Source organism: Anaerotignum sp., assembly GCF_040307045.1.
Lineage (GTDB): Bacteria > Bacillota > Clostridia > Lachnospirales > Anaerotignaceae > Chakrabartyella.
In genome coordinates this window covers 314,735-333,532 of the sequence record NZ_JAWRKF010000002.1, presented here as the reverse complement: position 1 = coordinate 333,532, position 18,798 = coordinate 314,735, and the positions used below count along the sequence as shown (strand labels likewise).

The 18,798-nt window shown below is 37.5% G+C and carries 17 protein-coding genes; 13 read left to right on the top strand and 4 right to left on the bottom strand.

Features of this window, described 5'->3' with window-relative positions:
• Positions 1-308 precede the first annotated feature (308 nt).
• From ABVZ64_RS01490 to ABVZ64_RS01450, 9 genes are all read left to right on the top strand, one after another.
• Complete coding sequence (locus ABVZ64_RS01490) at positions 309-1,106, top strand: undecaprenyl-diphosphate phosphatase (protein ID WP_352399289.1); 798 nt, start codon at positions 309-311, stop codon at positions 1,104-1,106.
• 177 nt (positions 1,107-1,283) lie between these two features.
• The gene (locus tag ABVZ64_RS01485; RefSeq protein ID WP_352399288.1) at positions 1,284-1,988 is read left to right on the top strand and encodes an MgtC/SapB family protein; all 705 of its coding nucleotides are present in this window, start codon (positions 1,284-1,286) and stop codon (positions 1,986-1,988) included.
• 343 nt (positions 1,989-2,331) lie between these two features.
• Positions 2,332-2,958, top strand: coding sequence for a stage V sporulation protein AA (locus ABVZ64_RS01480; RefSeq protein ID WP_352399287.1), 627 nt, complete (start codon positions 2,332-2,334; stop codon positions 2,956-2,958).
• Complete coding sequence (locus tag ABVZ64_RS01475) at positions 2,955-3,380, top strand: stage V sporulation protein AB (RefSeq protein WP_352399286.1); 426 nt, start codon at positions 2,955-2,957, stop codon at positions 3,378-3,380. The genes ABVZ64_RS01480 and ABVZ64_RS01475 overlap by 4 nt, the downstream gene beginning before the upstream one ends.
• 144 nt (positions 3,381-3,524) lie before the next feature.
• Positions 3,525-3,971: a stage V sporulation protein AC gene (gene spoVAC, locus ABVZ64_RS01470; RefSeq protein WP_352399285.1), complete on the top strand. Its 447-nt coding sequence runs from the start codon at positions 3,525-3,527 to the stop codon at positions 3,969-3,971.
• A 6-nt stretch (positions 3,972-3,977) separates the two neighbouring features.
• Entirely contained in the window at positions 3,978-5,009 is a 1,032-nt protein-coding gene (gene spoVAD / locus ABVZ64_RS01465) for a stage V sporulation protein AD (RefSeq protein ID WP_352399284.1), read from the top strand.
• Positions 5,009-5,365, top strand: a complete 357-nt coding sequence (gene spoVAE / locus ABVZ64_RS01460) for a stage V sporulation protein AE (protein WP_352399283.1) — start codon at positions 5,009-5,011, stop codon at positions 5,363-5,365. The genes spoVAD and spoVAE overlap by 1 nt, the downstream gene beginning before the upstream one ends.
• 609 nt (positions 5,366-5,974) lie before the next feature.
• Positions 5,975-6,496 carry an HD domain-containing protein gene (locus ABVZ64_RS01455; protein ID WP_352399282.1) on the top strand — a complete coding sequence of 174 codons (522 nt, stop codon included), beginning with the start codon at positions 5,975-5,977 and terminating at the stop codon, positions 6,494-6,496.
• Positions 6,497-6,728: 232 nt separating this feature from the next.
• Positions 6,729-8,195 carry a phospholipase D-like domain-containing protein gene (locus ABVZ64_RS01450; protein WP_352399281.1) on the top strand — a complete coding sequence of 489 codons (1,467 nt, stop codon included), beginning with the start codon at positions 6,729-6,731 and terminating at the stop codon, positions 8,193-8,195.
• Between the two features lie 105 nt (positions 8,196-8,300).
• Here the strand turns inward: ABVZ64_RS01450 and ABVZ64_RS01445 are convergent, their stop codons facing one another.
• Positions 8,301-9,554, bottom strand: a complete 1,254-nt coding sequence (locus tag ABVZ64_RS01445; RefSeq protein WP_352399280.1) for a shikimate kinase — start codon at positions 9,552-9,554, stop codon at positions 8,301-8,303.
• 327 nt (positions 9,555-9,881) lie between these two features.
• Between ABVZ64_RS01445 and ABVZ64_RS01440 the strand changes: the two genes are divergently transcribed.
• Together ABVZ64_RS01440 and clpB are read left to right on the top strand one after the other, a co-directional pair.
• Positions 9,882-11,486, top strand: a complete 1,605-nt coding sequence (locus ABVZ64_RS01440; RefSeq protein WP_352399279.1) for a family 10 glycosylhydrolase — start codon at positions 9,882-9,884, stop codon at positions 11,484-11,486.
• A gap of 386 nt (positions 11,487-11,872) precedes the next feature.
• Entirely contained in the window at positions 11,873-14,455 is a 2,583-nt protein-coding gene (clpB, locus tag ABVZ64_RS01435; RefSeq protein ID WP_352399278.1) for an ATP-dependent chaperone ClpB, read from the top strand.
• Positions 14,456-15,763: 1,308 nt separating this feature from the next.
• Here clpB and ABVZ64_RS01430 read toward each other — a convergent pair.
• Both ABVZ64_RS01430 and ABVZ64_RS01425 read right to left on the bottom strand, forming a co-directional pair.
• Positions 15,764-15,943 carry a hypothetical protein gene (locus ABVZ64_RS01430; RefSeq protein WP_352399277.1) on the bottom strand — a complete coding sequence of 60 codons (180 nt, stop codon included), beginning with the start codon at positions 15,941-15,943 and terminating at the stop codon, positions 15,764-15,766.
• A 2-nt stretch (positions 15,944-15,945) separates the two neighbouring features.
• Positions 15,946-16,167 carry a hypothetical protein gene (locus ABVZ64_RS01425; RefSeq protein ID WP_352399276.1) on the bottom strand — a complete coding sequence of 74 codons (222 nt, stop codon included), beginning with the start codon at positions 16,165-16,167 and terminating at the stop codon, positions 15,946-15,948.
• Positions 16,168-16,351: 184 nt separating this feature from the next.
• On the opposite strand from ABVZ64_RS01425, the gene ABVZ64_RS01420 reads away from it, so the two are divergent.
• Together ABVZ64_RS01420 and ABVZ64_RS01415 are read left to right on the top strand one after the other, a co-directional pair.
• Complete coding sequence (locus ABVZ64_RS01420) at positions 16,352-17,017, top strand: YigZ family protein (RefSeq protein WP_352399275.1); 666 nt, start codon at positions 16,352-16,354, stop codon at positions 17,015-17,017.
• Between the two features lie 222 nt (positions 17,018-17,239).
• Positions 17,240-17,968 (top strand): YebC/PmpR family DNA-binding transcriptional regulator, encoded by a 729-nt coding sequence (locus ABVZ64_RS01415; RefSeq protein WP_352399274.1) that lies wholly within the window; start codon positions 17,240-17,242, stop codon positions 17,966-17,968.
• A gap of 404 nt (positions 17,969-18,372) precedes the next feature.
• Here ABVZ64_RS01415 and ABVZ64_RS01410 read toward each other — a convergent pair whose 3' ends face one another.
• Positions 18,373-18,747, bottom strand: a complete 375-nt coding sequence (locus tag ABVZ64_RS01410) for a DUF1622 domain-containing protein (protein ID WP_352399273.1) — start codon at positions 18,745-18,747, stop codon at positions 18,373-18,375.
• Between the last annotated feature and the right edge of the window lie 51 nt (positions 18,748-18,798).

Genomic DNA, 18,798 nt, shown 5'->3' with positions numbered 1-18,798 from the left:
TTTCTTCTTTCCTGAGCCGAAGAGAACCACAAAAAAGGAAATTGCTTGTCAGAGGTCACCCTCCACGTTTTCTTTCGACTACTTAAATTTAATTATGAGTGCTTTCGCAATGGGCATATTCTTAAGATCTTTTTAATATACCTGTTTAAAATCCCTTTTAAAGCACTGTTTTTCCTTGGTTCCGTAAAAAAAAACCATACGCTCTATAATAACAGGGAAAAATAGTAATTGCAAGGGTGAATTCTCTGTTATATAATGAATTGTCACTAATTTACAAGAAATGCTTAGAAATAGGAGGAATTTTGAAAATGGAGATAATTGAAGCTATCGTTTTGGGATTAATCCAAGGTCTGACAGAATTTTTGCCGGTAAGTAGTTCCGGGCATCTGGTGCTGTTTCAGAACCTTTTTGGCATACATGAAGCAACTCAAGCTTTTTCCATTTTACTGCATGTTGCAACATTGATTGCGGTTTTCATTTATTACTGGAAAGACATTTGGGAATTGATATGCCATCCCTTTCAAAGAACAACAGCCCTTTTGATTGCAGCTACTATTCCAACAGTAGTCATTGCATTGTTGTTTAATGACACATTTAATTCTATCTTTGGCACAGGCAAATTTATTGGTTTTAACTTTATTCTTACCAGTTTGATTCTACTTTATGCAGATAGTCGTACTGGTGGGAAAAAGAAAATTCGTAACATGTCGATTTTTGATTCTTTGATTGTGGGAACCATGCAGGGTGTTGCTATTTTGCCGGCTGTTTCTCGTTCAGGTATGACAATTAGTACTTGTTTAGCACGAGGTATGGACCGTGAAAATGCAGCGAGATTTTCCTTCTTGCTTTCTATCCCCGCAATTTTGGGTGGTATGGTTCTTACAATTAAGGATATGCTAACGGGGGAAGTGGTTCTGACAGAAGCCTTGGGTACGGTACCTATGATAGCGGGTTTTATTGCTGCATCAGTCTCAGGCTACTTTGCCATTCGCTTTATGGTTAACATCATTAAAAATGGTAAATTAAAATGGTTCTCTTTATATGTATTTATTTTGGGCACAGTTTTGATTGTAGATCAATTCTTTTTACATATGATCGTCAAATAAGAGCACTTATAACTGTTAAAAGCAAAAAAAGGTCGGTATTTTACCGGTCTTTTTCTGAATTAGCGTTCAAATTTTAGTAAAAGCATTTGAAGTGAAGAATAAGGAGGATAAACTGATAAAGGTATTGTTTTTTTATATGCTCAATATATTAGTTACTAGCGGAAGGAGGGGGCCTATATGATTCTAAAGCAAATGTTTTTAGAGGAATCTATACTTGGCTTTTATGGAAATGCAGAGTTTATATTAAGGATCATCATCGCTTGTATTTGTGGTGGAATTGTTGGCTACGAAAGATCAAGACGTAGAAAAGAGGCTGGAATACGAACGCATGTCATTGTTGCAGTGGGTTCTACATTAATGATGATTGTTTCAAAGTATGGTTTTTTTGATGTTATTACAACTGCTGGTATTGGTGTTGATGTTTCAAGGATTGCCTCCAATGTGATTACAGGCATTTCTTTCTTAGGTGCAGGTGTGATTTTTGTGAAAAATATTTCTATAAAAGGCCTGACAACAGCGGCGGGGCTTTGGGCAACAGCTGGAATCGGTTTGGCCTTGGGCGCAGGTATGTATACACTAGGGGTGTTTACTACTTTATTTATTTTGATGATTCAAGTCATGCTTCATAGCAATTTAAACAAAAGAGACAAAAGCTTTGATGATACCATATTAATCACTTTTTACCATGCGCCTTCGGACATTACTTTTATTAAAAAACAACTAAGCGAGAGAAATATTGAAATACTCCATATGGAGATGGAAAAACATGGGGACGGAACGGTTACTGTGGTTTTAGATATTACTAGGGATGTAATGGTCACTTGTACTGACCTTACAAGCTTTTTGGCAGAAGACCCCACAGTAAAAAGCTTTAAAATATAGTCGATGAGAATGAATTTCATAAAAGTCAGCATAATAACCCAAGACAGGATAACCTTGTTTTGGGTTTCTTTTTTATTGCAAAAGAGACTCCATTGGATCAGCATCTCTTTTAATTGAAAAAAGAAGTTAAAGATAAGGTGAATAATTTTAATTTTGTATGGAAGCAAGGCGTGAAGAATTGTTTTTTTGGATGGAGGGACACGAATGCTAGTGGAATGTAGCTATGAAAGATGTATTCAATATAATCAACTCATCATTTTTTCAAAAAATCCAAACATCATGACCTGAGAAACATATAAACAAAATTAGCAATAGATAAAATTTCCATTGAGGAGGCGTGGGGATGGACATTTATATTAAGCCAATTGAAAAAGCCCAGATTATAGAAAGGAAGCTTGTTTATCTGAAAGATATTGCTGAGGTATATATTGGTGGGCAGACAAAAGGGGATATTGAGGGCATTGTTGTGTTTCAGATAACAGGAGATAAGAATGCAACTTACCTGATTTCAGTTTTGGATGTGATCCGAGCAATCAACCATCAATATCCTGATGCAACGGTTTCAAATGTAGGAGAAATGGATATTTTGGTGGAATATCATAAAAAAGCAAAAAAAGAAAGTAAAACACTAGAGTTATTGAAGGTTTGCATTGTTTGTATTATTTTGTTTGCTGGTGCTTCTACCACGATTATGTGCTTCCATTCGGATACACAGCTACCTCTCATTTTTCAAAACTATTATTATATGTTTTTTGGAGAGAATGTGGATATGCCAGCTATATTATCTGTGCCATACACGATTGGTCTGGCTGTTGGTGTCATGGTATTTTTTAATCACTTTTCAAAGGCAAAGATTACAGACGACCCGACACCAATTGAAATTGAAATGACCACTTATGAAAAAGAGACAAATGCAAGCGTCGTGGATAGATTGAATAAAACCAATGCCAAGGGGGGAGGGGGAGAATGATTGCAAAGGCATTACTAATTGTAATAGGTCTCTCAACCGGGGTAGCCATAGCAGCAGGTATTTTTGCCTTTATTGCTGCTATGGGAATTGTGCCACGAATGGCTAAGAGAACGAAAACAGAAAAGTATATCATGCTGTATGAAGATGTTATTTTGTTGGGTGGCGTTTTTGGCACAACGACAATGTTTGTGGACTATCGTTTGCCAAGGATACCTATTTTGGCTGGAGGATATGCCCTTGCCATTGGTGTTTTTGTAGGCGTTTTGGCTATGGCATTGACTGAAGTGCTAAACGTAATGCCTATTTTATTACGACGAGGCAGAATAACAAAGGGACTGCCTTGGTTACTTTTATGTTTTGCCTTGGGTAAAGTTTTAGGTTCTTTGGTTTACTTCTGTGTGGATGGGTTTTATGTCTTATAGATGATGTCAGAACTTAACTTTTTTTACTGCATCTTTCCCAATATGAGTAGCACAGGGGGAAAGAGGTATTTTTTTTGTGTACTTGAAAATAATAAGTTTTGGGTATGGGAATTAAAGTATCCAAATTGCGAAGGAGGTAAAAAAATGGACACAAGCAAACGTGCCAAACAAGAGTATGATCAGATGGTGAAAAAGGCTTCTCCTAATAGCCCTATTTTTATGGACTGCATAAAGGCTTTTTTCTCAGGAGGTCTGATTTGTGGATTAGCGCAATTACTATTAGATTATTTTAACACGGGGTTCACTGATGATGAGGCGGCCTTATTGCTATCCATTACCCTAATCGGAATTGCGGCAGTTTTAACCGGTTTTGGGTTGTACGAAAAAATGGGCAAACATTGTGGGGCAGGAACCATAATCCCTATTACTGGGTTTGCCAATTCCGTTGTTTCCCCAGCCATTGAATTTAAAAAAGAAGGTTTTATTTTTGGTACAGGTGCTAAAATGTTTATCTTAGCAGGGCCTGTCATTGTATATGGTACTTTAACCTCAATGGTAGTTGGACTGGTTTATTATTTTATAGGTAGGTGATGAAAAATGGGCGTTAAAAAAATCGGGAAACAAACGGTACGCCTTAGTGAGGGTGTTCGTATCATGTCGGCAGCATCCACAGTAAGTAGAAAAGAAGGGGAAGGCCCCTTAGGTAAATATTTTGATAAAATTATTGAAGATTCTATGTTTGGGGAAAAAAGCTGGGAGTTGGCTGAAAGTAAATTTATTCGAGAAAATATGGAGCTGGCGGTACAAAAGGCTGGATTAAAGATGAAGGATATAGATTATCTGCTTTGCGGAGATCTATTGAACCAGTGTACGGCTTCCACTTTTGGCACAATAGATTTTCAAATTCCATTTTTCGGCTTATATGGTGCTTGCTCAACCATGGGTGAATCTATGAGTTTAGGTGCAATGTTGATTGATGGCGGTTTTGCCAATCATACATTAGTGGGGGCGTCTAGCCACTTTTGTGCAGCGGAAAAACAATTTCGTGCACCTTTGTCTTTAGGTAATCAAAGACCTCCCTCCTCTACATGGACAGTAACTGGAGATGGTGCGGTTGTTTTGGCGAAAAAAGGGAAATTTCCTTGTATTACTGAAATAACCACTGGTAAAGTTATGGATATGGGGATTTCTGATGCAAATAATATGGGTGCAGCCATGGCACCTGCAGCGGTGGATGTATTAGTCAACCACTTTAAAGATACGGGACGAACCCCTGAGGATTATGATGTGATTGCGACTGGTGATTTAGGAGAAATAGGCCGTAGTTTAGTGGTGGATTTGATGAAAAAAGAAGGCTTTACCATGGGTGCCCAGTTTACCGATTGTGGCATCGAAATTTTTGATAAAAAGACTCAGGATACCCATAGTGGTGGTAGTGGTTGTGCGTGTTCTGCAGTTACTTTTTGTGCCTATTTTTATCCTAAGCTAATGTCGGGAGAAATCAGAAGAATGCTTTTTATTCCCACAGGTGCATTGCTTAGCACAACATCTTCTCAGCAGGGACAAAATATTCCTGGGGTTGCCCATGGTGTTGCCATTGAAGGCTGTGGTGGAAAGGAGGGGAAATGATGCTTCCCTTTTTGAAAGCATTTCTTGTTGGAGGGCTCCTTTGCGTCATTGGGCAAATTCTAATTGATAAGACAAAGTTAACCTCTGGCAGAATTTTAGTTCTATATGTTTGTGTGGGTTGCGTATTGGGCGGCCTTGGCTTGTATCAGCCATTGGAAGAATTCGGCGGTGCTGGTGCAACGGTACCCTTAACTGGATTCGGATTTCGTTTGGCTGAGGGGGTAATAAAAGAGGTTGATTCGACTGGCATACTAGGGATTTTTACAGGGGGATTAAAAGCAGCTGCGGGAGGAATAACTGCTGCCGTAGTTTTTGCTTTTATTGTTGCCCTTTTTGCCAATCCAAAAGAGAAGTAAACGGCAAATCAGATGAGTACAAAGTCCTATCGTAGATAGGGCTTTTTTTTGTGAAATTTGGCTCACGGAAAGCTATAGTGTATCATGTCACAACGGATTATACATAGATATTTTCATACGGAGATAAACACCTTATAACGTTTTCCCATGTTATGATATTTAAAAGGAAGAACATATAGTGTTAAGCGGAAAAAAGAAAGGTTTGCATTACTATATAAATTAAAAGATACGTAGTATGCTTTCCTTTGGAAGAAATCCTTAAAGGTTGACAAAAAATAAAACACAAAAAGGGGGATTGGAGTGACAATTGTCGACAAACTTCTTGTGAAAATTTTAGTTGGAAATTGGGCATTCCCATGTTTAATGGTAACAAAACCATAGGTAAAGAGTACCCTTAATTTTGCTTTTTTTGTTCCTTGTGTGGAAAAAATAAATATGATATAATGTAGTAGCAAAAGCGGAGTAGCTGAAAAGTTTGAAATTCTAAAGTTTGTTAATTAGAAAAACGTAGGATTAGCAATAAGATAGGGAAGCATACATTATTTTCCCCTAATATTTTATCCGCTTATGTGATATCATTATGTTAATCTTAAAAAGGAAGTGATGCCAATGCACAAGGCAATTGGTTCCAAAAGAGATTTCAGTAACTTAAACGAGGATGAATTGTTAGCGGAGTACCATGAATGTGTACGGGATATTATTGAAAACGAAATGGTGAAAAAGATGGATACGTTTGTGCAGCACTGCAATACCAGCAGACTGCAACATAGTATCAATGTTTCATATTATAGCTTTTTGATTTGCTTTCGTATGGGGTGGGACTATCGTTCTGCTGCCAGAGCAGGACTTCTTCATGATTTATTTTTGTATGATTGGAGAACCAAAAAAGGGGTTCCGACCCATCATGCCTCCTGGCATCCCAGAGTGGCTTTGGACAATGCAAGCAAAATAACTGAGCTGAATAAAATCGAGAAGGACGCCATTCGTAAGCATATGTGGCCGTGCACGTTAACACCACCCAGATATATTGAGTCTTTTGTTATTACTTTTGTTGACAAGGCTTGTGCTGTGTGTGAGGTTGCCGAGCGTAAATATAAAAATATTCGTGTGGGCAAGGTTGCGATATCTTAATGGAACAGATTAGTCGTTCTAATACTTTTGTAGAAAAAGAATATAAGTGAATCTAGCGGCGATAATCACGACATTTTGTGGTTGTCGCCGTTACTGTTTAATAATGTTTAAACGAAAAAATAAACTTTGAATAACAGGGCTGTTCAGAGAAATAAAATCTTATTTATAAGCCTCATGAATTGGAAAGGGGATTACTCCTAACAAATAATCTTAGGGAGAAGGGGGATGTGTTTTGCTAAGTCAGAATAAAATGAAAATTCAAATAAAAACAAAATGTATTATGGTTTTGCTACTGCTTTTTGTTCCAATCCTTGTAAGTCAGAGCACTAAAAATCCGGAAGGAACTTCTTTTAAGGGGAAGTATTATCCAGCGGATGAAGTAGCCTTTCTTTATGATTTGAGTTACCAAAAAAATGGAGAAACTGTGCGTGAACAAAATATATTAAAGGCAGAACTTGACTTAATTGAAAAATCTGAAAAATTTTTGTTATTGGATGTATTTTTGTTTAATGATGAATATCATAGGGAAATTGTTAGCTATCCTAACTCGGTGGAGCAGATTACAAATGCATTGATTGCAAAAAAACAAGAGTATCCTAACATGCCTATTATTTTGATCACAGACCCGATTAATAATTTTTATGGGGTATATGAGCAGAGGAATTTGACCAGGTTGAAAAATGCAGGAATACAAGTAGTGGTGACTGATTTAAACAAAATGAAAGACAGTAATCCTTTATATTCCGGATTTTATCGGTGTTACCTGAAATGGTTTGGCACCCAAGGGGCAGGTTGGATTCCTAATTTTTTTGATGATGATGGCCCCAGAGTTAATGTTCGTTCTATTTTGAAACTTGCCAACTTCAAAGGAAATCATCGAAAGACCTTTGTTTCAGAGAATGAAGCCATTGTGACATCTGCCAATCCCCATGACCCAAGTAGCTATCATTCTAATGTAGCGGTACGTTTTCGAGGCAATGTGGTAGGGGACATACTGGAGAGTGAAAAAAACGTAATTGCCTTTTCTGGCGGGGATGTGCCCCAAATCACATATCAAAAGGATATGAGAATAGGCATAGACTCTGTTGGAAAAATTGATGATGAATCGGTTATGATGCGCCTGATTACAGAGAGGGGAATTTATGATACCCTTCTTGATAACATTAATCGGGCAAAAAGCAAAGATGAAATTTGGATGGGGATTTTCTATCTCAGTAATTTTGATGTTTTAAATGCTTTAGGAAATGCGGCAGATCGAGGAGCTACAGTTCGTATTGTTGCTGACCCTAATAAAGATGCATTTGGCGTTGAAAAAAATGGATCTCCAAACCGACCAGCGCTTTCAACCCTGGCAGATCTTCATGATCGAGTTGAAGTCCGCTGGTATAATACAAGGGGAGAGCAATATCATGTTAAGATGGCGTGTTTTCTTTATTCTGAAGTGGAGGAGGCCCGAGTGGTTCTTGGTAGTGGCAACTTTACCCGCCGTAATTTAGAGGACTATAATTTGGAGTCAGATATTGAAATGGTAATGAAAGCCGACGCAAAACAGGCCGTAGAGATTCAAGACTATTTTTATCGGATTTATTATAACCAAGATGGCGAATATACTGTGCCTATGGAAAATTACTATGAAAAAGGCGGGATACAGAACATATTATGGAGAATGCAAGAAGCCTTAGGTTTATGCACATGGTGAATGGAAAGGGAACCAAATGATGAACACAAATTAGGGCAGAGGCAGAACATAAAAAGATATTAAATAAAAAAAGCGGGGCAGTTCCATGAAGAACCCCCGCTTTTTTTATGCTTTAAAAATTAGATGAATATAGTTATTTATAAGAGTTTCCAATCCTTCTTCTAAGGAGGTATTGTTTTCACTTACTATTTCAGCTGAAGCTGTATAGAGGGGGAGGCGTTCTTGATAAAGGCGAAAGGTTGCCTCTGCATCAGGGGCAAGTGGCCTCCCGTTACCATTTTCTAATAAAGTAACATCTCTTTTGATCCAAATGATACGACCATTGTGCTTTAGAGTTTCTATATTTTCCTTATCTTTGATAACCCCACCACCCGTAGAAATAACAAGGCCATTTTGCTGTGAAAATTTGTGTACCATAGATTTTTCTATTGCACGAAAGGAGGGTTGTCCTATTTTTATAAAGTACTCGCTAATTGGCATCTTAATTTCTTTTACAATTTCCTCGTCAATATCAATAAAAGTTTTGCCCAGCTGTTGGGCGGCTTTTTTACCTAGGGTTGTTTTACCGCAACCGCTCATACCGATTAAAACTAGGTTGCTTCGTTCTTCTAGTATGGAAGTATATAGCTTTTGAATTATGCTATCTTCCATTTTTTTACCTAAGAAAATTTCTACGGCGCATTTGGCTTGCCCGATGAGCATTTCTAGCCCGCCAATAGCAGTTACCCCTTTGGAAGCCCCGTCTAGCACGAATTTAGTTCTTATTGGATTATAAACAACATCAACCACTGCTTCTAAATTTTCAAATTGAGCAAGGTCAATAGGGCTATTATCTGTGTTTGGATACATTCCAACAGGTGTTGTATTAATAATAATTTCGGCATCAAGGTGGCTGTCATAGCAGGATTGGTAAGAGATGGTGTCAGGATTTTCTTTGTAGTAAACCGTGAGAACCTCCTTTGCCCCCATATCTTTCACCACAGCGATGCATGCTTTGGCTGCTCCGCCTTTTCCCAAAATCAAAACCTTTTTGTCTAGAGGTTCTATTCGGTGTTTCACCAGCATATAACGGAAGCCGTCATAATCTGTGTTATAACCATAAAGCTTATTGTTTCGATGAACAATGGTATTTACAGCGCCGATGGCCTCGGCTTTTGGGTCGATGCAATCAAGGTAAGGAATCACCATTTCTTTATAAGGTATGGTTACATTAATTGCGTTAAAATCTTTTCGTAACATAAAATCATGAAAGGAATCTTTGGATAGGGGGATCAGGTTGTATGTATAATCTGTTAATTGCTCATGAACGATTTTGGAGAAACTGTGACCAAGTTTTTCTCCAATTAAGCCATATGTCATTGGGATACACCTCACAATTTTGATTTTCTCCTATGGTAATACACTAAAAAGAAATATGCAAGGTTTATGGGTTTTCTTTTTTTTAAAAGATGAAAATTAAGGCTACAAAGCGGTTGTCGTTGATTTTAGAAGGGGTTTTGACTAAAATTTCAGCCGGCTATTTAGAATAATAGAAAGAATTAATTTTAAGGTGCAACCACGAGTGGCAAAAGCGTTGAAATAGTACCATTATTTGCCACGGGGTTGTAATATATTCTTAATGGCAATAGAGGTAAAAATGTGATAGAATAGGAAAAAACGGTAATCTTGGTAAAATTATAGGAGAAAATGATGAAAAAGTGGTTAAAAAAATTAGGAGCAACAATTTTAACGGCATCCCTCTTATTGAGCAGCACTGGTATGACTGCGTATGCCGCTGATTCAAAGGAATTTCGAGGTGTATGGATTTCAACGGTGTATAGTGCTGATTATCCTTCTGTGCAAAATAATATAGCGGCGCAAAAGGCTGAATTCACACAAAAATTAGATAAACTAAAGGCTGTGGGAATCAACGCAGTGGTGGTTCAAGTTAGGCCAAAGGGAGACGCATTTTATGAGTCTGAATTAAACCCTTGGAGTGCAGTTTTAACTGGAGTGCAGGGAAAAGACCCAGGATATGACCCTATGAAGTTTATGATTGATGAAGCTCACAAAAGAGGCATGGAATTTCATGCATGGATGAACCCCTATCGAATTACAACCTCGGGGACTGATCTGGCGGCGCTTTCTCCTGATAATATGGCCAGAAAAAATCCCGATTGGATCTTAACCTATAATGGTGCAATGTATTATAACCCTGGTAAAACTGAGGTAAAGGAATATATTAGAGACACTGTTGGCGAGGTTGTAAAGAACTATGATGTGGATGCAATCCATTTTGATGATTACTTCTACCCATCAAATTATCCACTGCCTGAGGGTCAAACAAGAGATGGGCAGGAAGCAAATGGCCGTCGACAACATGTAAATGATATGGTGCGCATGGTAAGCGATGAAGTGAAAAAAATTAATCCAAAAGTTCAATTTGGGATAAGCCCTATGGGAATTTGGAAAAATAATAGTTCTGATCCTGCAGGTTCTGCAACAAATGGTGGAGAAGGCTATTATTCTGTATATGGCGATGCAAAATCCTGGGTAGAAAAAGGATGGGTTGATTATATTGTTCCACAGCTTTATTGGGAACGAGGATATTCGTACGCAGATTATGAAACCTTGGTAAAATGGTGGAGTAACATGGTACAAGGCACTGGAGTTACTCTTTATATTGGCCAAGGCATTTATAAAGATGTGATAGCCAAGGAGATAACAGAGCAGCTAAGAATAAATGAAGGCTATAATGTGGATGGTAGTATCTTCTTTAGTGCCAGAGATATTTTTGACGATAGACAAGGGGCTGCGGTAGCATTAAAGAAATATTACACCGCACAAGAACCACCTGTGGTTACCGATCCTGAAAAGCCTACGGTGATTGAGAAGAAAAAGGCTTATGCAACCAAATCAAAAATTATTGTTAATGGGGCACAGGTTGCCTTTGAAGTTTATACTATTGATGATTACACATACTTTAAATTGAGGGATATTGCTTCTTCCATCAGTGGAACAGAAAAACAGTTTGACACGGTTTGGAATGAGGCGGATTCATCCATTAACTTATTAACAGGTTTAAGTTATTCCGGTACAATCGGTAGTAATGTAGCAGCAAAAGACACAACAGCAATCACCTCTACGGCAAAGCTATTCTTAGATGGCGAAAGAAAGAGTGTAAGTGCTTTTACAATCAACGATTATACTTACTACAAATTAAGAGATGTTGCTAAACTTTTAGACGTTGGTGTTAACTGGGATGCAGACACTTCAACTATAGGAATTGATACTACAGCAGGCTATAAATAATTGTAACTAACGGTGCTCACGGGTTCAAGTGGGTGCCGTTTTTGTCTTTTGAAAAGGTTATAAACAGTTTTAAGGAGTGTCAAAGGCCAACCAGGGTTTAATGTGTTAGAGCAGGGAATGAGTTGCTTAAAAATCAAGAGGTGCATCTATGGGAATTAAATTTTGAAAGAGGATTATAAAAAGTAATTATTTTAGAAAAATAGGTAAAACTGAAGGAAAGGCTTTCAAAATGTTGTAAAAACATGTATGCAATTGCAAATAATTTGTATATTTTTTTCTGTTAGCACTCTTTACAAGTGAGTGCTAACAATGTATAATAAGCCCATGATAAGAAGTAAAACAAAGTGAAAACTTGTTTTTGTTTTCGTAAGGAAGGTGGAATGGTTATGAACTTACAGAAATTCACACAAAAATCTTTGGAAGCCATTCAAAATGCCCAGTCTATGGCTGTGGAATATGGAAACCCGCAAATAGACCAACAGCATTTGTTGGCAAATTTATTGACCCAAGAGGATGGCTTGATTCCTCAACTTTTACAAAAGATGGGCGTAAATGTAAACGGCCTTCTACAAACAGTAGAGGCCGAGATTAGGAAACTTCCCCGTGTGTCTGGTGGGCAGACCTATTTAAGCTCGGATATGGAAAAAACGTTGGTGGCATCTGAAAAACTAGCAGAAAATATGACCGACGAATATGTTTCTGTGGAACATATATTTATGGCGATGATTAATGCCCCTAATGGTGTTTTAAAGCCTATTTTTAAGCAATATGATGTGACTAAGGATAGATTTATGAAAATCCTTGTGTCTGTTCGGGGCAACACCCGTGTTACCAGCGATGCTCCAGAGGCAACCTATGATGCTTTGCAAAAATATGGCATAGACTTGGTGGAAAAGGCAAGAAGCAAGAAACTGGATCCTGTAATTGGACGTGATGATGAAATTCGAAATGTCATTCGGATTTTGTCCCGCAAGACAAAAAATAACCCAGTATTAATTGGTGAGCCTGGTGTAGGGAAAACTGCAATTGCAGAAGGTTTGGCACAACGAATTGTAAAAGAGGATGTTCCCAATAGTTTAAAGGAAAAAACCATTTTTTCCTTGGATATGGGGGCTTTGATTGCTGGAGCGAAATTCCGTGGTGAGTTTGAGGAACGTCTGAAAGCAGTTTTGAACGAAGTGAAAAAAAGTGAGGGAAAAATTATTCTTTTTATTGATGAACTGCATACCATAGTTGGTGCTGGGAAAACCGATGGAGCTATGGATGCAGGAAATTTGTTAAAACCTATGCTGGCAAGGGGTGAATTGCATTGTATTGGTGCAACAACCCTGAACGAATATAAACAGTATATTGAAAAGGATCCTGCTTTGGAGAGAAGATTTCAGCCTGTTTTGGTCAGTGAACCAACGGTAGAAGATACCATAGCAATATTGCGTGGATTAAAAGAAAGATACGAAGTTTACCATGGTGTAAAAATTCAGGATCAGGCAATAATTGGTGCGGCTACCTTATCTAACAGATATATTACCGATCGATTCTTGCCCGATAAGGCCATTGACTTAGTGGACGAAGCTTGTGCTATGATACGTACTGAAATGGACTCTATGCCCACAGAGTTGGATATTATACAAAGGAAAATTATTCAACATGAAATCGAAGAGGCTGCCTTGAAAAAAGAGGATGATAAATTATCGAAGGAGCGTTTGGCGGAAACTCAAAAAGAGCTGGCAGAATTGCGTGATAAATTTGCTGCGTTAAAGGCAAAATGGGAAAACGAAAAGGATTCCATTGGTATTGTTCAAAAGCTCCGAGAAGAGATTGAAGATGTGAATGCAGAAATTGAAGCAGCAGAAAGAAAGTATGACTTAAACCGGGCCGCTGAGTTAAAATATGGAAAACTTCCCCAATTACAAAAAGAATTGGAAGAAAAAGAGCGTCTGGCAGAGGAAAACAGCGGTAAGAATACACTACTAAGAGATAAGGTGACGGAGGAAGAAATTGCTCGTATTATTGAGCGCTGGACGGGTATTCCGGTGGCAAGGCTCATGGAGGGCGAAAGAGAAAAGCTTCTTCATTTAGAAGATATTTTGCACCAGAGAGTGATTGGACAGGATGAGGCGGTTACAAAAGTTTCTGAGGCTATACTTCGTAGCCGCGCCGGCATTCAAAGCCCCAATAGACCAATAGGTTCTTTCTTATTCCTAGGCCCTACGGGTGTTGGTAAGACGGAGCTGGCTAAAACTTTGGCAGAAAGCCTATTTGATGATGAAAAAAATATGGTGCGAATTGATATGTCGGAGTATATGGAAAAATTCAGTGTGTCTCGTCTGATCGGTGCGCCTCCGGGATATGTAGGCTATGAGGAAGGTGGCCAGCTCACCGAGGCTGTGCGCAGAAGGCCTTATTCCGTTATACTCTTTGATGAAATTGAAAAGGCTCATCCAGATGTATTCAATATTCTTTTGCAGGTATTGGACGATGGACGGATCACCGATTCCCAAGGCAGAACCGTTGATTTTAAAAACACAGTAATTATACTAACATCTAACCTTGGTTCCTCTTATTTATTAGAGGGGATGGATGAAAGTGGGGAAATCAAGGAATCTGCTCGTATGGCGGTAGAGGAATTACTTCATCGCTCATTTAGACCAGAGTTTTTAAACCGTTTGGATGAAATCGTATTCTACAAACCATTAAACAAAAACAATATTACCCACATCATTGATCTGATTATGGCAGACTTGAACAAACGCCTAGAAGATAAACAGTTGCGTTGTCAGTTAACGCCAAGAGCCAAAGAATTTATTGTGGATGAAGGCTATGACCCTGCATTTGGTGCAAGACCTTTAAAAAGAATGGTTCAGCGTAACATTGAGACTTTATTGGCAAAGAAAATTATTGGTGATGAAGTTATGCCGGATAGCACATTAACTGTTGATGTTGAAAACGGGGAATATAAGGTTATTTAATGTACCATCTGGCTTTGACTGAGTTTATTAGTATGAGATGATTGAAAAGGTGGTAGCTATGTTCCATTGTAGCTACCACCTTTATTATAGAAAAGAAAGCCAGGGTTTAGGCGGGTTGAATAAAAAAACCTACTGCCATGAGGCAAAAAGCAATCCCCTTCGTTATAATATAGTTGTAGTCAGCAGCTACAAAAAATGAAATAACAAAGGAATTTTTGATATGAGTCTTAACGACAAAATAGTTTTCTTTTATATAGTAGAATTGCAAATATCACATAGTGTTTGCAGCAAATACAGGAGTAAACGGTTTTAAAATGAAATAAGAGAAGAGAACGCAAAGATTTTGAGGATGCTACGAGGGTGGAAGGGCGTGATGATTTTGAAAACACGAGAATGTCCAGACCATTCCATATGCTATTAGAGATTCCGCCTAGGATTGCATGATTAAGTTTTATGGGGTAATTAGAAGAAAAAAGAAAATGGCTTTACCCAAGCCATCATTTTCATGGATTTTTTAGAATAAATGATAATAAATAAAAACTATATTCGTTGATAAAATTTAATGAGGAAATTGGGTGTGGCTTTGACGTCGATTCCTAAAGATACTACAAAAGAACATTTCACAAATACAGGTGGTTTTGTTTCAAAATCCAAGGAAAACTTGAAAATAGACGATTTATGATGCTATAAAACGCTTGTTGAAATTTTTAATGGGTAATTTTTTAAGTTTAAGTTAGAAAGATTATGTGAATGATGAATGATGTAAAAAAGTTTGCTATGGGAATAATTTAAATTAAAATATTGAATAAGTAAACCATATCAAGTTTTGTATGAAAAAATATGAATTTTATGGCAAAAACTTTGGTTTTTTTTGCAATTTGCAGATTTTGATCAAATTTTAGGGTATAGTGTGTTAGTACCACAAAAACAACCAATATACATTATTATAAAAAAATTCGTTCCTCGATTCACTGACCCTGGGTAATAGAAAATGTGTATCTAGACATAACATTTTTTGAAAGAGTTTAAACTAACTTAGCTTGGTGACTATAAAAAATGGTTTTGTTTGTCAGATAAAATATAAACACTGTATATGAGCGAACTCCATTATGAAACCCTCTTAAAGATGGAGATGCGCCTAAATTTTGCTAATTTCTTTAAGCAGAGCAATCATATTCCTCGACAAAATAGTGATGCACTGCTTTGTATACCGTAGGTTTAACCTACGGTCTTTGTTTATTATCAATACAAAATAAACGCGATACTTTAGCAAAAGTATCGCGTTTTATGCTATATCAATCATTTGAATTAGCAGTTTGTTTTTTCGGCTGCTTTTGCAAAGTGACGTAAAGATTTCATTGTACGAATTTCGGAGCTGTTGTGGGAAATAGCTTGTTGAACGCCATCCGGTAAGCCTTTATAATAATTTTGGGCTCTTGCATTGTTTAAAAGTAAATCTGCCAAGTCGCGATACTCTTTTCCGAACATTTTTAATAACCTCCTCTCAATAGATGCTCAGCATAACGCCGAAGGTCTAAGTCATAATGAATATTGTTTTGATATTGACGAACATTAAACTGACGATCCTCCGGCAGTGAATCAAAAAAATCTTTTGCTTTGGGATTTCTGTTTAATAAGTCGTCAAGGTCTTGATATTCTAGAGCCATTTTTATCACCTCGGCATTATCTTGTGCAAAAATCAGATGTTTCATTCTGTTTGAGCCATCATAGTTTCTACCAAGTTTTGAGATTTAAAGAAGGATTTTCTTTTTTTATAAGAACTGCTTTTTTATTTCTGTAATGTAGTGTTTTATGTTATAATTTTATAAAAGGACTTGGAACCTGACCTTTGGGGACAAGTTTGTCATAGAAAAATTATAATAGTGGGTGGAAGATATGCTCAACGAATATAAAACAATTTTAACACAAGCACAGACGGAAATAGTTGAGAAAAAGTCTCGCTTTATTGCCACTGTACGACCTGTAAAGACAGAAGATGGGGCAAAGCAGTTTATCGATGAAATGAAAAAAAAATACTGGAATGCAACCCATAATGTGTTTGCCTATCAGATAGGTGAGCATAACGAGTTGCAGCGCTTTAGCGATGATGGCGAACCTCAGGGAACGGCTGGTATGCCTGTTTTAAATGTATTAAAAGGTGAAGATATCAAAAATGCAGCAATCGTTGTTACCCGATATTTTGGGGGTACACTTTTGGGAACAGGAGGGTTAGTTCGTGCCTATGGCAAGGCAGCCAAAGAAGGGGTATTGGCTGCTGGAATAGCAGAGCTGATTTTATATGCTAAGTACGAAGTGGTTTCGGAATACACTGAATCAGGGAAAGTTCAATATGAAATTATACAGGATGGTCATATTCTTTTTGACACTCAATATTTGGACAAGGTCATTTATACCGTTTTGGTGAAATCTCAGGAAGCAAAAGGTTTTGAGAAAAAAATCACCGATATTTTTAGGGGAAGCACACCTTTTGGCAAGCAAGGCGAGGTTTACGGTGTGTGGCAAGAAGAAAAACTATCTTTAATGGAAGATGAAACAGTATGAGTTAATCGAATGGTACAATGAAAAATATATTAGGGGTCAACAAATTTTGGACGAAAAGAATGAGATTGTATTGAAAACTATAATAACTCAAATAACATTGATTATGAGGCATTGATTATGAGGCTTTAAAGCCATATGAGATTAAGAGAAGCGATTTTTCTTGAATTTTGGCACAAAAAATGATAAACTATTTTGGTGAAATTTTATGGAGGAGGGTTCCTAATGTCAGGACATTCTAAGTTTGCAAATATCAAACACAAAAAAGAGAAAAACGACGCAGCAAAAGGGAAAATTTTTACCATGTTAGGTAGAGAAATCCAGGTGGCCGTAAAGGCAGGTGGACCCGACCCGGCCAGCAATGGCAAGTTGAGAGATATTATTGCAAAGTGCAAATCCAATAACATGCCTAATGATACAATTGATAGAAGCATAAAGAAAGCAGCAGGTAATGAAGAAGGCGTTGAATACGAAACAATCAGATATGAAGGCTATGGCCCTGCTGGTGTTGCAGTTATTGTAGAGGCTCTTACAGATAACAGAAATCGAGCTGCTGCTAATGTTAGGAATGCGTTTACAAAAGGCGGCGGCAATATGGGCACAACGGGTTGTGTTTCATTTATGTTTGACGAAAAGGGTTTAATTGTAATCGATAAAGAAGAAGTTGAAATGGATGAAGAAGAACTGATGATGGTAGCTTTAGAAGCTGGAGCGGAAGACTTTTCAGCAGAGGAAGATAGCTATGAAATCACCACAAATCCTGATGATTTTTCAGCAGTTAGAGAAGCGTTAGAAAGGGCAAAAATCCCTATGGCGTCTGCTGAGGTTACAATGATACCCCAGACATATACCGAGCTGAAAGCCGAAGATGACCTTAAGAAAATGAACAAATTATTAGATTTATTAGATAACGATGATGATGTTCAGAATGTCTTCCACAACTGGGATGAATAATTAGCAAAAATCCTATACCTCTTGTATTTTCAAGAGGTATAGGATTTTTTTGAAAAAATTACTAGAATCCAACAAAAAAAATTTAATTTAAGAAGTTTTTCATTTACTGGGACTCTTTGTTGGATAACAAAGAAAAGGCATTTTAAGTTTGGAAGTCACACTGTACAATAAGGGTTGTAGGTTTCGATTTATATGAAAAAAATAAACTGGTCATTGACTATTCGGTTTCAGTCAATGACCAGTTTTAAATTACTAGTGAAAAGGCGAACATGTCAAAACTCAGAATTTTAAAGAAGGGGTACCTGATTTTGTTTACAATAAGCTTTTTAAAACAATTTTAGCAAGGATTACTCTTGCCGAAAAAGTTTAAAGGGTCAGTTTTGCCCTTAAAAAAGTAACATTGATTAACATTCCACAGGTTCGATTGTCACTATAGGTTCGTCATGATTAAGCTCATCCTTAGGAGCTTCGGCTTCCTCATTTTTAATGCCCCAGTGGATTAAAAATGCCAAAGCGGCGCGCAGTATAATAATGCCACCTACAACTAGGATTTCGGAGAATTCGTGCACGATAACAGTACGTAGTATCTCGCCCCCCATTTTAAACTCAAGCCCCAATGCCAAACCTTTGGCAAGATTGAGACGGGTATGTGGGCTATGGCGAATATAATTATAAATCCCCAAGATGCCGGTGATGATCAAAACCACCACCCCAACAAATTCAAACATTAAAATTGCTGCCTCGGTAAGTGTGACTAAATGATGACGTAAAAAATCCATTTATCAATCTCCTCTCAGAAAGTATGATTAATTATATCACAATTTTATTCA

What these genes read in the sequence shown, in the direction of transcription:
- ABVZ64_RS01490 (WP_352399289.1), top strand. Translation starts at nt 309, where the DNA reads ATGGAGATAATTGAAGCTATCGTTTTGGGATTAATCCAAGGTCTGACA.
- ABVZ64_RS01485 (WP_352399288.1), top strand. Translation starts at nt 1,284, where the DNA reads ATGATTCTAAAGCAAATGTTTTTAGAGGAATCTATACTTGGCTTTTAT.
- ABVZ64_RS01480 (WP_352399287.1), top strand. Translation starts at nt 2,332, where the DNA reads ATGGACATTTATATTAAGCCAATTGAAAAAGCCCAGATTATAGAAAGG.
- ABVZ64_RS01475 (WP_352399286.1), top strand. Translation starts at nt 2,955, where the DNA reads ATGATTGCAAAGGCATTACTAATTGTAATAGGTCTCTCAACCGGGGTA.
- spoVAC (WP_352399285.1), top strand. Translation starts at nt 3,525, where the DNA reads ATGGACACAAGCAAACGTGCCAAACAAGAGTATGATCAGATGGTGAAA.
- spoVAD (WP_352399284.1), top strand. Translation starts at nt 3,978, where the DNA reads ATGGGCGTTAAAAAAATCGGGAAACAAACGGTACGCCTTAGTGAGGGT.
- spoVAE (WP_352399283.1), top strand. Translation starts at nt 5,009, where the DNA reads ATGCTTCCCTTTTTGAAAGCATTTCTTGTTGGAGGGCTCCTTTGCGTC.
- ABVZ64_RS01455 (WP_352399282.1), top strand. Translation starts at nt 5,975, where the DNA reads ATGCACAAGGCAATTGGTTCCAAAAGAGATTTCAGTAACTTAAACGAG.
- ABVZ64_RS01445 (WP_352399280.1), bottom strand. Translation starts at nt 9,554, where the DNA reads ATGACATATGGCTTAATTGGAGAAAAACTTGGTCACAGTTTCTCCAAA.
- ABVZ64_RS01440 (WP_352399279.1), top strand. Translation starts at nt 9,882, where the DNA reads ATGATGAAAAAGTGGTTAAAAAAATTAGGAGCAACAATTTTAACGGCA.
- clpB (WP_352399278.1), top strand. Translation starts at nt 11,873, where the DNA reads ATGAACTTACAGAAATTCACACAAAAATCTTTGGAAGCCATTCAAAAT.
- ABVZ64_RS01430 (WP_352399277.1), bottom strand. Translation starts at nt 15,943, where the DNA reads ATGTTCGGAAAAGAGTATCGCGACTTGGCAGATTTACTTTTAAACAAT.
- ABVZ64_RS01425 (WP_352399276.1), bottom strand. Translation starts at nt 16,167, where the DNA reads ATGAAACATCTGATTTTTGCACAAGATAATGCCGAGGTGATAAAAATG.
- ABVZ64_RS01420 (WP_352399275.1), top strand. Translation starts at nt 16,352, where the DNA reads ATGCTCAACGAATATAAAACAATTTTAACACAAGCACAGACGGAAATA.
- ABVZ64_RS01415 (WP_352399274.1), top strand. Translation starts at nt 17,240, where the DNA reads ATGTCAGGACATTCTAAGTTTGCAAATATCAAACACAAAAAAGAGAAA.
- ABVZ64_RS01410 (WP_352399273.1), bottom strand. Translation starts at nt 18,747, where the DNA reads ATGGATTTTTTACGTCATCATTTAGTCACACTTACCGAGGCAGCAATT.